Here is a 14967-nt window from a genome sequence, read left to right on the forward strand (position 1 = left end):
GCGAACGCGCCGTCCACCTCGGCGTACGCGACTGCTCGATGCAGCGACGCCGACAGAAGGTCGTCGAGGAGGCCGGCCAGATCGACCTGCCGACCGAGATCCTGGCCGAGATGACCGGCGCCTCGGTGCGGCTGGCCGAGGCGGTCGCCTACACCGGGGCCGGCACCGTCGAATATCTCTACGACGAGGAGCGCGCGGAGTTCTACTTCATCGAGATGAACACCCGCATCCAGGTCGAGCACCCGGTCACCGAGATGGTCTACGGCCGCGACCTGGTCGGCGAGCAGCTCAAGGTCGCCTCCGGGCTCCCGCTCTCCTTCACCCAGGAGGAGCTGGTGCCGCGCGGGCACGCCATCGAGGTGCGCATCAACGCCGAGAACGCCGCCAACGGGTTCATGCCGAGCCCGGGCCGGATCACGCGCTTCGACATGCCCGCCGGCCCGTTCGTCCGCGTCGACAGCGGGTTCGTCACCAACTCGGTGGTCAGCCCCTACTACGACTCGATGATCGGCAAGGTCATCGTGTGGGCCGAGGACCGCGACCGGGCCATCGCCCGCCTCGACCGCGCGCTGCACGAGCTGACGGTCGAGGGCGTGGTGACCACCGCGCCGTTCGTGAAGGCGATCATCGACACCGAGGAGTTCCGCAAGGGCACCTACCACACCACCTGGCTCGAGGGCTGGATGGCGGAGCAGGAGCGACAGGGCCACGGAGTCTGCGATGGGTGAGAGCCGCTACTCCTGGGGCGCCGACGAGCACCTGGTCGTCCAGATCGACGAGGAGATGAACCTCGCCGCGAACTTCAAGGCGATGGCGATCAGCTCCGCGCTCGCCGGCAGGGGCCTCGACGGGATCTGGGACATCTGCCCCGCCAACGCGTCGCTGCTCATCCGCTTCGACCCCGACCGGCTCGAGCCGGAGGTGCTCGAGCGCACCGTGCGGGAGATCGAGGCCGAGGTCGGCCAGGAGTCGTCACCGTCGATCAAGACCCGCCTGATCGAGGTCCCGGTCTGGTACGACGACCCGTACACCCGCGAGGTCGGGGCGAAGTTCCGCGACCGGCACCAGCGGCCCGAGGGCACCGACCTCGAGTACGCCATGGCCGAGCTGGGTCTGGCGAGCGTCGACGAGTTCGTCGAGCGTCACTCGGCGTCGCCGTGGATCGTGTCGATGGTCGGATTCGTCGCCGGACTGCCCTTCATGTTCCAGATGGTGCCGCAGGAGCGCCAGATCGAGCTCCCGAAGTATCTCCGCCCGCGCACGGAGACCCCGCGCCTGACGGTCGGGCACGGCGGCTGCTTCGCCTGCATCTACTCGGTGAAGGGCGCCGGCGGCTACCAGATGTTCGGCCTCACCCCGCTGCCCATCTACGACCCCGCCCAGGGGCACGAGGTCTTCTCCGAGTCGATGGTGCTGTTCCGTCCGGGCGACATCGTGAAGTTCCGTGCCGTCGAGGAGGCGGAGTTCCGCGAGCTGGAGGCGGCCGTCGACCGCGGGGAGAGCGTCTACCGGATCGTCGACGTCGAGTTCGAGCTGCGCTCCTTCCTCGCCGACCCGGATGCCTACAACTCCGACCTGTTGGGAGCTCTCGATGTTCGTTGAGGTTGTCGAACCCGGCCTGGCCACCACCGTCCAGGACCTCGGCCGCACCGGCGCGTACAACGTCGGGATCCCGCCGTCGGGCGCGCTGGACCAGCGCTCGGCCCGCATCGCCAACCTGCTGGTGGGCAACCCGGAGAGCGCCGCGCTGCTGGAGGCGCCGTACCTCGCTCCCAAGCTGACCTTCGACGGGCCCGCGGTCGTCGCGGTCACCGGCGCGACGGCGCAGGTGCTCGTCAACGGGGAGGAGCGGCCGAGCTGGACGGCGCTGCGGGTCGGGGAGGGGGACGTGCTCTCCCTCGGCTTCGTGACCGCCGGTGCCCGGGTCTACATCGCGATCGCCGGAGGCATCGACGTGCCGGCCGTCCTGGGCTCCCGGTCGACGTACGGCCTCGGCGGCCTCGGCGGGCACGAGGGCCGCACGCTCGTCGCGGGCGACCGGCTGCCGGTCGGGGCCCCGACCGGTGAGCACGTGCCGCGGGAGCTCGCCGAGCGCCACCGGCCACAGTGGAGCCGCGAGGTCGAGCTGCGGGTGGTGCTGGGGCTCTACGACTACCGGCTCACCGACGAGTCACGCCATCTGCTGCTGGAGTCGGACTGGAAGCTCACCCCGGTCGCCGACCGCACGGGCTTCCGCTACCAGGGACCCCAGCTCGCGTTCATCGAGCGCGAGCAGCCGTTCGGCGCGGGCTCGGACCCGTCCAACATCGTCGACGCGGGCTACCCGATCGGCTCGATCCAGGTGCCGAGCGGCTCGGAGCCGATCGTGCTCCACCGCGACGCCGTCTCGGGTGGCGGCTACGCCCAGGTCGGCACGGTGATCAGCGTCGACCTCGACCTCGTCGGCCAGTGCGCCCCCGGCACGGTCACCCGGCTGGTCCCGGTCAGCCTCGACGACGCGCTCAAGGCGCGCGCCCAGGCGCGGGAGGGCCTCGACGAGATCCGGGCCCTCCTCGCCGGCTGATCGACGCGATTCCCCGGTGGCCGTCCGTCCGGGCGCCGCAGGCGCCGGACGGCGGCCCCTCGCGGCGATGTCGGGGTGCCGTCGGCGCGTTAACGAGACCCGGCTCTCGTAGCCGAGTGGCGCCGACGGCGGGGTCCTCGCTTCGAGCCGCGAGGGGCCGCCGGGAGGCGCCGGAGGCGCCCGGACGGACGGCTGAGCAGGTGTCCCCGGACGACCCGGGTGAGCTCAGCCCGCCCCGGTCATCCGGGCCGGGTCGATGGAGAAGTCCACCCGGGTGTTGAGGGCGCGGGCCTCCTCGTAGCTCACCTCGCGGAACCGGAGCCGGTCGCGGCCGGGGCGCATCTGACCGACCTTCCACAGCCCGCAGCGCGGGACGGTCGCGACCACCGCGAAGCCGCCGGAGGTGTTGCTGTCCGCGCCCAGGATGGTGAGCACGTCGCCGTTGGCGAGCACGCCGCCTGCGGGATAGCTGGTGTCGAGCAGGTTCGAGGGGTGGCCGCCCCACACGCCGGCGTCGGTGCGGGCCCAGGCGAAGCGATGGGGGTGCAGGCGGGTGCCGATGCGGTCGGAGTTGAGGTCGACCCGCCAGGTGGTGCCGGTCAGCACGTTCCAGTCCTCGGCGGTCAGGAAGTCCGGCCGCGCGTGCGGGCCCTCGATCACCTCGACCTCCCAGTCCGTCGTGAATCGCGGCCGCATCGACTCCGGCAGCCGTCTCCGGGGGATCCGGGCCTGCGGCCGGGTCCGCAGCACGTCGCCGCGGTCGAGCGCGCGGCCCTCCACGCCGCCGATGCCGGCGACCAGCGAGGTCGCCGCCGAGCCGAGCACCTCCGGCACGTCGAACCCGCCGGAGACGGCCAGGTAGACGCGGAATCCCGGCCCGTTGGTGTTGACCGTGGTGAGGATGTCGCCGGCCCGTACGTCGATCGTCTCCCACATCGCGACCTCGACGTCGTTGCGCAGCACGCGGGCGTCGTCCGGCCCGGTGACCGCGACCTGCGCGTCCTGGAGGAGGGCGACGCTGAGGTCGATCATCGGGACCTCGAGTGCGGGTGCGCCCGGTGCGTTGCCGACCAGGCTGTTGGCGGCCCGGAAGCAGACGTGGTCCATCGGCCCGGACGCGGCGTGCCCGAAGGCGCGCAGGCCGAGCCGGCCCGGCCACGCCTGCACCGTCGTCTGCAGGCCGGGGTTGATCACCTCCACCGTCTCGGTCCTCACGGGATCTCCACCCCGGCGGCGGCGACTCGGCGGTGCTCGGCGACGGTGGCCGCCGCGTCGCGGGTGCGCTCGACCTCGGCCAGGTAGTCGGCGACGACGAAGCGCTCCTCGGTGATCCGCCACGGATAGGAGCCCTCGAATACCTGCAGCCGCAGGCTCCTCAGCTCCGACTCGGTCACGCGGGTGAACCGGACGCGGTCGCACGGCCGGAAGACCTGGAAGTCCGTCACGTCCGCGTCGCCGGCGACGGGACGCCAGATGGGCAGCGTGCGGCCGAAGAGCTGGTAGGCGCCCGGTGACTCCATCGGGTAGAGGACGATCGCGGACCCGCCGATGCCGACGGCGCCCTCGGGCGTCCACATTCGGGTGGGGTTGTACTTCGGCGCGGACAGCTGGGTCAGCGGGTCGAGGGCGAGGAGCGACGGCAGCCCGGGGAAGTAGCCGATCGACGCCGTCCACCACACGGTGCTGAGGAAGCGCGCGAAGAACGCCTCGCGGTCCTGGAAGCCGTTGTACTGCACGATGTAGTCGATGTTGTCCCGGTCGCGGACGTTGGGCGCGTCCATCCGGGTCGTGATCCGGTAGCGGTTGACGGCCTCGCGGGTCGTCTCGTCGTCGAAGGCGATCGGGAGCTCGAGCAGCCGGCTGTCGACGACCAGGGAGTCGAGGTCGACGGCGGCGCCCTCCCGGTCGCTGAGCTCGTCCATCAGCCGGTCGCGACCGATCACCTCGGGATCGAAGGTGACCATCACCGAGCGCAGGCCGGTGGAGGTCTCGAGCACCCCGTCGACCGGGTGCTGCGCGAGCTCCTGGAGGAGGGCGTGCACGCGGAAGTTGAGCGACACCACCTCCTCGGCCGTGTCGTCGTACTCGACGAGGACCTGGTCGTCTCCGGCCTGCCGGATCCAGGTCGTGGGCCGTCCGTCGCGGGGAGCGACGGTGCGCAGGATCGAGGACCCGGTCATCGTGATCCCCGGCGGCCCGGGCGGATGCGCGGCACCCGCGGCTCTGCCATGCTCAACACACGCACGATCGACCCCATGTGGAGAGGATGCCGCATCGCCGATGCCTGCTGACGTCGAAGCCGTCGCGCACGCGCACCGCGAGCTGGTCCGCGTGGCCGTGGCGACCCACGGGACGCGCGGGATCGCCGAGCGGGTGGTCTCCACCGTCGGCGGCTGGGTCCTGCTGCTCGACGAGCACGGCGCGCTGCGGGCCTCGGTGCCCGCGACCGCCCGCGCCCACCTGCCCCGCATCCAGACCGAGCTGAGCAGGTTCGGAGCGGGCAACCAGCTCTCCGCCATGACCGTGTCGATGCCCGGCGAGTCGGTCGCCATCCGTCCGGTCGTGACCGCGGGCCGGGCCCGGGGCTTCCTCGCGATCGGGCGGGGCGAGCCGCTGGACCCGATCGAGCGGTCGCTCGTCGACACGGCGACCTACCTGATGGCCGAGGACCTGCGCCGCACCGACGAGTCGCGGCAGGCCGTCCGCAACGACCGGCGAGCGGTGCTCCAGCTGATGCTCGACGGCGACACCGAGCGGGCGCGGCGGACGGCGTCCATCCTGCGGGTGCCGGTCCCGGACGGGCCGATGCGGGTCGCGCTCCTCGGCGTGCCGCGCAACCACGGCCCGCTCCTGCTCGAGACCGCCGAGGAGGACCAGGCGCTGCGCCGGCTCGTCACCCTCATCGCCGAGCTCCGTGCGGGCCGCGTCGCCGTCCTGCTCCCCACCGCCGAGGGCGACACCCGCACGCTCGAGGCGATCCTGCGTCGTGTCCCGCACGGGCGCGGCGCCGTCAGCGACTCGACGGAGGAGGCGGAGCTGCCGGCCGCGTGGGCGCGGGTCCGGTCGGTGTTCCAGGCCGCGCTCGACGACCCGGGCCGCCTCTACGAGGCGCGCGACGTCCGCGACGCCGGGCTGCTGCGCCACCTGGACGGGCCCGACGCGCGGGCGTGGGCGGAGGCCACGCTGGCCGGGCTGGTCTCCTTGGACCGTGGTTCGAAGGTGGACTTCCTGCAGACGCTGCGGACCTTCCTGGCCAACAACGGTCGTGCGGACGCGTCCGCCAGCGCCCTCGACATCCACCGACACACCCTGCGCTACCGGATGACCCAGATCGCCGGCGCCCTGGACCGCGACCTCGACGACCCGACGGTGCGCGCCGAGCTGTGGATCGCGCTGCAGCTGGGTCAAGACTGACCGGCGGGGGTCCGCCCCAGGAACCCGCCCAGCCCGGCCACCGCCTCCGACACGGCGCCGTCGAACGCCGGCGCCAGGTCGGCGGGCTCGATCTCGGTGCTGTAGACCACGACCGAGCGGCCGTCCTCGAGGTCGAGGACGTCGACGGTCCCGAGATGCGCCGCGACGGGTAGGTCCCCGCCGACGGCGCGGTACTGCAGGCGCCGCCGGGTGTCGTCACGCGTGACGATGTCCTCCTCGATCCGGCTGCCGTCGCCGAGGACCACCGTGCGCCGGCGCTCGTCGCCCGAGGACGAGGCCATCGCGGGGAACCAGTCGGCGATCGAGGCGACGTCGCGGATCACCGCCCACACGTCGTCGGCCGGCACGTCCAAGATGGTGTGAGAGCGCAGAGTCGTCATGAACGAAGGCTCCCGCACCGCGCTGCACGGGCGGAGTGCCCGCCTTGGACAGGTCCGCCGGCCAATTTGTACGAACGGGCGCACTGTGGCGCACGCCACTTCCCGAGGACGCTCACGGTCGGTGCTTCCCAGCACCCGACTCCCCGAGAACGTCCCGAGAAGAGGTACCCCGCATGCCACCGCTCGACATCCACGACATCGAGAGATCGGCCCACGAGACCCGGGTCGCGAAGTGGTCGCTCACCATGGCCTGGTGGGCGCTGTTCAGCGCCATGTTCTGGCTCTACGTCGCGACCGCGTCGACCGCGGCGTACGGCGCTCGCAACACCCTCGTGGGGATGGTGCTCGCGATCGCCACCTTCGGCGTGATCAACCGGATCCTCGCGGCGTACGCCCTGCGCACCGGCAGCACGGTCGAGCGGATCTCGCAGGCCCTCTTCGGCGGGATCGGCTCCACCCTGGCGGCGCTGCTGATCGGCGTCACCGCGCTCTACTACGGCGTCTTCGAGGGCTCGGTCATCGCGGCGACGCTGCAGACGTGGTTCGGCGGGGACATCAGGCTCTGGTACTTCGTGTGCGTCGCCTACGCCCTGCCGCTCGCCTTCGGCGGGGTGCGCAACTGGCTCGACCGGCTCAACGGTTTCCTGCTGCCGTTCTACTGCGTCGGACTCGTCGCCCTGGTCCTGGCGAGCACGGTCGACCGCGGCTACCCGACCGGCTGGCTGTCGGTGCCCGCGCCCGACTCGGCCGTCCCGGGCTGGGTCGGCTCGTACCTGATCTACATGGGCATCTGGGTGATGATGCTGTTCACGATGGACTTCGCCGCGCTCGGCCGGGTCGAGGACACCCGGTTCCACCAGCGGGTCACCTTCGGCGGCTTCTTCTACCTGTGCACCTTCGGGGTCAACGGCCTCGTCGGGATGTACGTCGTCCACGCGTACGGCGTGGAAGGGACCGAGACCGGGGTGGTCCAGGCGGTCACCGGATCGCTGGGACTGGCCGGGGTGCTGCTGATCGTGATCTCGCAGACCCGGATCAACACCGCCAACTACTTCCTCGCCTCCAACAACCTCGAGGTGGTCCTCGACAAGGTGGCAGGAATCCGGCTCCCGCACATCGCCTGGGTGCTCATCTGTGGCGCCCTGGCCTACCTGTTCATGCTCACCGACGTGCTCAGCTACCTGCTCGACGCTCTCGCCTACCAGGGTGTGCTGATCATGGCCTGGACCGGTGTGGTGCTCGTCCACGTGCTGCTGCGCGGAGCGGGCGACAGCGCCGAGAGCCTGGCCCGGCGGCGGCCCACCGGCGGGCTCTTCGCGGCGTGGATCGTGTCCTCGGTGGTCGGCGTCGTGCTGCTCGAGCAGGGGAGCAGCGCCACGCTGTCCACCCTGTCGCCGGCGGTGACGGTCGCGCTCGCGGTCGCGGGCGCCGCGCTGGTCAGCCGCCGGAATGTCGCGGCGGCGAGCGAGCCGACCGCGGTGGCATCGTGACCGCGGAACGGGCCGCCGACGATCTCCTGGCCGGCGTCCCGACGGGCGTCCTGATCGACGGGGTGTGGCGTGACGCCCGGGGCGGTGCCCGCATCGGCGTCGAGGACCCGTCGACCGGCAAGGTGCTGCTCGAGGTCGCCGACGGGGACGCGGCGGACATGGTCGCCGCTCTCGACGCGGCGGCCGCCGCGCAGGCGTCGTGGGCCGCGACCTCGCCGCGGGACCGGGCGGAGATCCTCCGCCGCGCCTTCGACGAGGTGGTGCGCCGGGCCGACGACTTCGCCTGGCTCATCTCCACGGAGATGGGCAAGCCCCTGGCCGAGTCGGCGGGCGAGGTGAGGTACGCCGCGGAGTTCCTCCGCTGGTTCTCCGAGGAGGCGCCGCGGATCTCGGGGAGCTGGCGGCGATCGCCCGAAGGCACGTCCCGCCTGCTGACCATGAAGGCGCCGGTCGGGCCGACGCTGATGATCACGCCCTGGAACTTCCCGCTCGCGATGGCGACCCGCAAGGTGGCGCCGGCCGTCGCCGCCGGCTGCACCATGGTCCTCAAGCCGTCGGAGCTCACGCCGCTGACGTCCCTGCTGTTCGCCGACCTGCTCCAGCAGGCCGGCCTCCCCGCGGGGGTGCTCAACGTCGTCACCACGTCCCGGGCGGGCGAGGCGACCCTGCCGCTGCTGGGCGACCCCCGGCTGCGCAAGCTGACCTTCACCGGGTCCACCGCCGTCGGCAGGATCCTGCTGTCCGCGGCGAGCGAGCAGGTGCTGCGGACCTCGATGGAGCTGGGCGGGAACGCCCCGCTGCTGGTCTTCGACGACGCCGACCTCGACGTCGCCGTGCAGGGCGCCCTGGACGCGAAGATGCGCAATGTCGGCCAGGCCTGCACCGCCGCCAACCGGCTGCTGGTCCACGAGTCGGTCGCCGAGGAGTTCTCGCGCCGACTGAGCGCCGCGATGTCCGGACTCGTCGTCGGCCCGGGCGTCGAGCCCGGCGTGCAGGTCGGTCCGCTCATCGACGCACGCGCCGTCGACAAGGCCGAGCGGCTCGTGGACGCGGCCCGGGCCGAGGGCGGCGAGGTGCTGACCGGCGGCCACGCGGTTCCGGGCGACGGGCACTTCTTCGAGCCGACGGTGCTCCGCGCGCCCGCCACCGCCGCCTTCGTGCAGGAGGAGATCTTCGGCCCGATCGCCCCGATCGGCACCTTCGCGGAGACCGACGAGGCGGTGGCGCTGGCCAACTCCTCGTCGTACGGGCTGGCCTCCTATGTCTTCTCCCGCGACCTGTCCCGGGTCCTCGACGTCGTCGAGCGGCTCGAGTTCGGCATGGTCGGCGTCAACCAGGGGGTCATCTCCAACGCCGCCGCGCCGTTCGGCGGGATCAAGCAGTCCGGCCTGGGCCGCGAGGGTGGGGCGGAGGGGATCGAGGAGTACCTCGAGACGAAGTACGTCGGCCTCGCGCCATGACGAGGACGTGACGTGCGCCGGGCCGGGCTGACGGTGCTGGGATGCCTCGTGGTGGCCTACCTGCCCCTGGCGGCGACCTCGCTCTGGTTCACCGTGCTGCCGGGCTTCCCCCGATGGCAGGTGGAGCTGGACGAGAGGCTCGGCGGCCACGCCTACGCGTGGGGCGACGGCTCGCTGGCCGCGGTCCGCACGCTCGCGTACGCCGACCACCGGGTCGCGCTGCTGATCCACACCTCGCTGGGCAGCCTCGCCCTCCTGCTGGTGCTGGTCCAGGGCGTGCTCCGGCGGTCACGGGCCGGCCACCGCTGGATCGGACGGGCGTACCTGGCGGCGGTCACCGGCAGCATGCTCGCGTGCGTCGTCTTCCTGCTGCGGGCGCCGCACGTCGACCTCCCCGGCCAGACCGCGTTCCGGCTCCAGCTGTGGCTGCTGGCCGCGAGCACCCTGGGCACCGCCGCGGCGGCCCGGTCGGCGATCCGCCGGGGCGACGTCGCCGCCCACCGTGCCTGGATCGGCCTCAACGTCTGCTTCCTGTCGACCGCGCCGCTGCTGCGGGCGATGTGGTCCGCGCTGGGTGCGCTGGTGCCGCAGCACACGCTGCTGACCAACATGGAGGCGAGCGCGGTCACGCTCGCGGTCGTGGCGCCGGCCGCGGGAGCGCTGCTGGCCCTTCGGGGGGACGCCCGGCCGGGCCGGGCTGCGAGGTCGCCGAAGGCCGGCACACGATGGCTGCTCGTCGCCACGGCGGCGGGCGGCGCCGCCGCGATCGGGCTCTGCGTCCGCACCGGGGCCGGCCCCGGCTCCTATCCCTGGTTCCACGTGGTGCCGGTGCTCGGGTACGCCGCTGCCTGTGCGGTGTTGGCGGCTCGCCGGTCGGGGCCGGACCTGCGACGGCGCGACGCACGACGACTCCTCCTCGGCGCGGCGGCGGCTCCGTGGTGCGCCGTCCTCGTCGGCCTGGGAACGGCCCGGTTCCTCGGTCCGGAGGAGGCCTGCCGCGCAGGCCTGCTGCTGGCGCCGGGATTCCCCATCGTCGGCGCGCTGGCGCTGGTCCTGCACCGTCGATCCGCACCGTCCACCCGCACCGTCGACCCGGCCGTCGCGCCCGGCCGGAGGACGGCGCCGGATGACGGTAGCCTCCTCGGTCATGGCACTCGGTCCGCGCACCGCCAGTCGATCCCTTGAGCACGTCGTCGCCGGCGGGGCCGTCGGATGACCGGCGCGCAGCCGGCACCCGACCCCGGCGTGGTCACTGAGCGCTACGGCAACGTGTCGGTGCTGATCGGACCCCAGCGCAGCACCTACCCCTACGCCAACACCCTGCTCGTGCCGGGCCGGGACGCGACCGTGGTGATCGACCCGTCGCTCACCGTGGCCGGCCGGGCGCCGGCGGCCGACCTGGCCCTGGTGAGCCACGGCCACGAGGACCACATCGCCGGCCTGGCCGACTACGACGGGCCCGTGCGGGTCCATGCGGCCGACCTGGACGCGGTCCGGTCACCGGCCGCGCTCGTCGCCTGCTTCGGCTTCGCGCCCGAGGACGCCGCCGAGATGGAGAGGGCGCTCCGGACGGACTTCCGGGTCGAGGACCGGAACGACGTCACGGCGCTCTCGGACGGCGAGGTCCTCGATCTCGGCGGTCGCACGGTGACCGCGGTCCACCTGCCGGGGCACACCGCCGGACACTGCGGCTTCCTGATCGAGCCCGCCGGGCTGCTGTTCGTCGCCGACATCGACCTCACGTCGTTCGGCCCCCTGTACGGCGACATCGCAAGCAGCCTGTCGGAGTTCGAGGCCTCGATGCGGCGCTGCGCGGACATCGAGGCCCGTTGGTACGCCACGTCCCACCAGAAGGGCGTGATCGAGGGGCGGGCCGAGTTCCGGAGCCGGGTCGACGCCTTCGCCGGTGTCATCGAGCAGCGCGAGGAGCGGCTGCTGGCCTTCCTCGCCCAGCCGCGCACCATGGCGGAGATCGTCGACCACCGGTTCGTCTACCGCCCCCACGTCCCGGGCGCCCATGTCCCGCTGATCGAGCGGCGCACGGCCGCCCAGCACCTGCGCAGGCTGCAGGACGACGGCCGGGTCGTGCGCCTGGCCGACGGCAGCTATCACCGCGCGCCGGCCTGATCGGACCGGTCAGGCGCGGTCGCGGCCGGCCGGCTGAGGCTGGGGAGACGCCGCACCGCCGCCCGCCACGGACACGCGCGTTGACCTGGGCGGCCGGGGCACGGATCATCGAGGCTGTCGAGGCGTGACAGGACACGCCCCCGAGTCGGTGTGGGGAGGTGCCATGGGAGTCCCGGCTCTCGTCGAGCTCGCCGGTGAGCGCGGCCGCGCCGTGCTGCGCGACACCGACGACGCCGACGAGGTGATCGAGGCCTGCACCGGAACGCTCCGGCCGCACGCCCTGACGGTCCGCGGGTCCGGATCCCGCCTCTCCACGCGACTCACCCACGTGCCCCTGCAGGACCTGTCGGTCAACCTGCTGCGGTACGGCGCCGAGGTGACCGTCAGCTCCGGGGACGGGGTGCTCGACGACTACCTGCTGACCCTTCCCGTCGCCGGTGCCGGCCGCTTCCGCTACGGCGGCGAGGACGCCGTCGCGACCCCGGGGCAGGGCGTCATCATCGGGCCGCACCGCGAGTTCGAGTTCGCCTTCGACGAGGCCTACGACCAGGTCGTCGTCCGCCTCGACCGCGCCCGGGTCGAGTCCGTCGCGGCCGCGCTGACCGGTGAGGTCGGCCCGGTGCACTTCGACCTCGCGCTCGCCCCCGGCGTCGCGAGCGTCGACGGCCTGATGGAGTCGGCCGTCAGCCTGGTCGACTCGACGGCGAGCGCGCACCGTCCGCAGCTGATCTGGCAGTTCGAGCAGCTCATCATCGAGACCCTGCTCCTGGCCCAGCCCAACAGCCGCACCCTCGCCCCGGAGATGGGCGCCACCTCCCCGCGGGTCCGGCAGGCGATGGACTTCATGGTCGACCGACTCGGCGAGCCGTTGACGGTGACCGCGATCGCCGAGGCCTGCGGCACCAGCGTGCGCAGCCTCCAGGCCGCCTTCCGGCGCGAGCTCGGCACCTCGCCGGTCCAGTGGCTGCGCGCGCAGCGCCTCGAGCGCGCCCACGCCCTCCTGACCACGGGTGCTCCCGGCCTGTCGGTGACCGATGTGGCCTACCGCTGCGGCTTCTTCCACCTCGGCGAGTTCGGGGCGGCCTTCCGTGCCCGCTACGGCACCACGCCGTCGGCGCTCCTCGCCTCCCGCCGCTGACTCCCCGCCGCTGACTCCCCGCCGCTGACGCCCTGGCGTCATACGTCCGGTGGCCGGGAGACCACGGTTCGCATGACGTCCCGCCGCAGGCGGCGATCCCGCTCAGCCCACGGTGCCGTCCTCGCGCATCCGAGCGACACGGTTGGTGTCGTAGCCGAGCTCGGCGAGGATCTCGTCCGTGTGCTGTCCGATCGACGGAGGCAGCCGAGGCGGCAGGGCGTCCACGCCGTCGATGCTGAACGGGGCGACGACGGTGCTCACCCGCTCGTCCTCGGGGAACCGTACGGCGAGCCTGTTGGCGTGGATCTGCTGGTCGTGCGGGATGTCCTCCGGGGTCGCGACGATGTCGAACACGATCCCGTTCTCGCCCAGGACCCGCTCCCAGTGCTCCCGCTCGTGGCGGGCGAAGGCCTCGTCCAGCGCGGCGATGAGTGCGCGCGCGTTGCGCAGCCGGTCCGGCTTGGTGGCGAACGCGTCTTCGTCCGCCAGCTCCGGGCGCTCGAGGCAGCGCACCAGCACCGGCCAGTGCCGCTCCTCGTTGAGGATCGTCAGCAGCAGCCACTTGCCGTCGGCGCACTGGTAGTAGCAGCTCAGCGCGTTGAAGAGCTGCTCGCGCGGTGGGCGGGGGATGAAGGTCGCTCCGCACAGGGCAGCGGTGGCCATGTAGCTGTTGGCCCACAGGCCGTTCGCCAGCAGGGACGACGACACCTTCGTGCCCCGGCCGGTGCGCTCGCGCTGGTAGAGCGCGGTGACGATGGCGGCGTAGAGCGTCATCGCCGAGGGGTGGTCGCCCTGCCCGACGACGGCGCGTGCCGGGACGGCGTCGGCGGAGCTGCGGACGGTGTCCATCATCCCCGAGCGCGCCCAGTAGGACGTCGCGTCGAACCCGGGCTTCGCGACCTCGGGGCCGGTCTCTCCGTAGCCGGTGAACGAGCCGTAGACGAGGCGCTCGTTGAGCGCGGCGAGGGTCGCGTGGTCGATGCGCAGCTTCTCGCGGACCCGCAGGGGGTAGTTGGTGACGAACACGTCGGCGTCCGCGACGAGCTCGTGGAGCACCTGCTGGCCCTCGGCACTGGCCAGGTCGAGCGCCAGTCCGCGCTTGCTGTGGGAGTCCAGGAGCCACGCGTAGTCGTGGTCCGAGACGGGGTTGCCAGGCAGCTTCGGCAGCTGGCGGTACGGGTCGCCCGACCCGGGCGGCTCGATCTTGATCACGTCGGCACCGAGATCGGCCATGATCGTCGTGGACGCCGGCGCGGCGATGTAGCTGCCGCAGTCGATGACCTTCAAGCCGCTGAACAGGGACTCACTCATGATTCCTCCGGGGATGTCGTCGCTGTGGCGAGGGCACGCAGGATGGCGAGTTGCTTGCGGTCACGCTCGGCCTCGAGCTCGCCTCGGCGCCCGCCGTACGCCGCCTCGGACTGCGCGACGACCAGATCCTCCAGGTCGCCGTCGAGGTCGACGCGCTCCTCGTTCTCGATGGCCCAGCGCAGGCCGGGGCCGAACTGACGGAAGTACCCGCGGAAGCCGTCCGCTCCGCCGCCGAGGTGGAAGGAGCGGAACGGGCCGTCCGCGGCCCAGCGCAGTCCGACGCTGCTGGTGACGATGTCGTCGAGCTCCTCGACGGTGACCACCCCCTGCTGCACCAGGAGCAGGCACTCGGCGAAGAGCGCCCGCTGCAGGCGGTTGGCCACGAACCCGCGCACCTCGCGCCGGACCACCTGGGGCGACTTGGCGAGCGCGGTGTAGAAGGCGACCGCGTCCGCGACCGCGTCAGGATGGGTGCGCTCACCCGGCACCACCTCGACGAGCGGGATGAGGTGCGGCGGATTGAACGGGTGGCCGACCAGGAGCCGGCCGGCATCGGTGAGCTCCATGCCCTGCCGGGTCGCCGTGATCGCGGAGCTCGAGGACAGGAGCAGGGCGTCCGGCGGCGCGGAGGCCGTGACCTGTGCCCACAGCTGCTGCTTGACGTCGACGCGCTCGGGCCCATTCTCCTGAACGACGTAGGCGTCGGCGACGGCCCGCCCCAGGTCGGGCTCGAAGGACAGGCCGGTCGCGAGATCGCCGGAGGGCAGGCCGAGCGCGGAGAGCGTCGGGGCGATCTCGGCCAACGCCGCAGGGACGTCGTCGACGACCTCGGGGCGCGGGTCGTGGACGACCACCCGCATCCCGTGGGCCAAGAACAGTGCGGTCCAGGACGTGCCGATCACGCCGGCGCCGATCACGCACGCTGTCCGTCCCGCGACGTCGGGCGTGGTCGTCACGCCTGGTCCGAGGTCGGTGCGTAGTCGTAGAAGCCTCGGCCGGACTTCACCCCGAGCCGGCCTTCGTCGATGTAGCGGCGCAGGAGCTGGCGGGGGCCGTCGGGGAG

Annotated in this window: 14 protein-coding genes; 9 read left to right on the forward strand and 5 right to left on the reverse strand. The window is 72.6% G+C overall.

The annotated features are described in order from the left end of the window. The 3 genes from FHP29_RS22840 to FHP29_RS15655 all read left to right on the forward strand — a co-directional run. Positions 1-728, forward strand: a 728-nt coding sequence (locus FHP29_RS22840) for an ATP-binding protein (protein ID WP_476703668.1), incomplete at its 5' end; no start/stop codon positions are given. Further along, the gene (locus tag FHP29_RS15650) at positions 721-1602 is read left to right on the forward strand and encodes a 5-oxoprolinase subunit B family protein (protein ID WP_139623766.1); all 882 of its coding nucleotides are present in this window, start codon (positions 721-723) and stop codon (positions 1600-1602) included. The genes FHP29_RS22840 and FHP29_RS15650, both read left to right, overlap by 8 nt. Further along, positions 1592-2563: a 5-oxoprolinase subunit C family protein gene (locus FHP29_RS15655; protein WP_139623767.1), complete on the forward strand. Its 972-nt coding sequence runs from the start codon at positions 1592-1594 to the stop codon at positions 2561-2563. The genes FHP29_RS15650 and FHP29_RS15655 overlap by 11 nt, the downstream gene beginning before the upstream one ends. A 225-nt stretch (positions 2564-2788) precedes the next feature. Here the strand turns inward: FHP29_RS15655 and FHP29_RS15660 are convergent, their stop codons facing one another. Further along, positions 2789-3778: a 5-oxoprolinase subunit C family protein gene (locus FHP29_RS15660; protein WP_158296589.1), complete on the reverse strand. Its 990-nt coding sequence runs from the start codon at positions 3776-3778 to the stop codon at positions 2789-2791. Then, on the reverse strand, positions 3775-4743 hold the full coding sequence (locus tag FHP29_RS15665; protein WP_158296590.1) for a 5-oxoprolinase subunit B family protein: 969 nt from the start codon (positions 4741-4743) through the stop codon (positions 3775-3777). The genes FHP29_RS15660 and FHP29_RS15665 overlap by 4 nt, the downstream gene beginning before the upstream one ends. 100 nt (positions 4744-4843) lie before the next feature. Here FHP29_RS15665 and FHP29_RS15670 point away from each other — a divergent pair, with 100 nt between their 5' ends. Beyond that, positions 4844-5977 (forward strand): PucR family transcriptional regulator, encoded by a 1134-nt coding sequence (locus FHP29_RS15670; RefSeq protein WP_139623770.1) that lies wholly within the window; start codon positions 4844-4846, stop codon positions 5975-5977. Here the strand turns inward: FHP29_RS15670 and FHP29_RS15675 are convergent. Continuing rightward, positions 5968-6378, reverse strand: coding sequence for an SRPBCC family protein (locus FHP29_RS15675; RefSeq protein WP_139623771.1), 411 nt, complete (start codon positions 6376-6378; stop codon positions 5968-5970). The two genes, FHP29_RS15670 and FHP29_RS15675, sit on opposite strands and share 10 nt — an antisense overlap. Positions 6379-6551: 173 nt before the next feature. Between FHP29_RS15675 and FHP29_RS22845 the strand changes: the two genes are divergently transcribed. The 5 genes from FHP29_RS22845 (at position 6552) to FHP29_RS15695 (ending at position 12593) form a co-directional block, all read left to right on the forward strand. Beyond that, positions 6552-7868: a purine-cytosine permease family protein gene (locus FHP29_RS22845; protein WP_240044533.1), complete on the forward strand. Its 1317-nt coding sequence runs from the start codon at positions 6552-6554 to the stop codon at positions 7866-7868. Next, complete coding sequence (locus FHP29_RS22850; RefSeq protein WP_240044534.1) at positions 7865-9328, forward strand: NAD-dependent succinate-semialdehyde dehydrogenase; 1464 nt, start codon at positions 7865-7867, stop codon at positions 9326-9328. The genes FHP29_RS22845 and FHP29_RS22850 overlap by 4 nt, the downstream gene beginning before the upstream one ends. A gap of 12 nt (positions 9329-9340) precedes the next feature. After that, positions 9341-10513, forward strand: coding sequence for a DUF2306 domain-containing protein (locus tag FHP29_RS15685; RefSeq protein WP_139623772.1), 1173 nt, complete (start codon positions 9341-9343; stop codon positions 10511-10513). 27 nt (positions 10514-10540) lie between these two features. After that, on the forward strand, positions 10541-11455 hold the full coding sequence (locus tag FHP29_RS15690) for an MBL fold metallo-hydrolase (protein WP_139623773.1): 915 nt from the start codon (positions 10541-10543) through the stop codon (positions 11453-11455). A gap of 124 nt (positions 11456-11579) precedes the next feature. Continuing rightward, positions 11580-12593, forward strand: coding sequence for an AraC-like ligand-binding domain-containing protein (locus tag FHP29_RS15695; RefSeq protein ID WP_158296591.1), 1014 nt, complete (start codon positions 11580-11582; stop codon positions 12591-12593). Between the two features lie 102 nt (positions 12594-12695). Here the strand turns inward: FHP29_RS15695 and FHP29_RS15700 are convergent, their stop codons facing one another. Further along, positions 12696-13904, reverse strand: a complete 1209-nt coding sequence (locus FHP29_RS15700) for a CaiB/BaiF CoA transferase family protein (protein WP_139623775.1) — start codon at positions 13902-13904, stop codon at positions 12696-12698. Continuing rightward, positions 13901-14860: a 3-hydroxyacyl-CoA dehydrogenase NAD-binding domain-containing protein gene (locus FHP29_RS15705; RefSeq protein ID WP_205014155.1), complete on the reverse strand. Its 960-nt coding sequence runs from the start codon at positions 14858-14860 to the stop codon at positions 13901-13903. Before FHP29_RS15705 ends, FHP29_RS15700 begins: the two co-directional genes overlap by 4 nt. Between the last annotated feature and the right edge of the window lie 107 nt (positions 14861-14967).

The organism is Nocardioides albidus (assembly GCF_006335005.1).
GTDB lineage: Bacteria > Actinomycetota > Actinomycetes > Propionibacteriales > Nocardioidaceae > Nocardioides > Nocardioides albidus.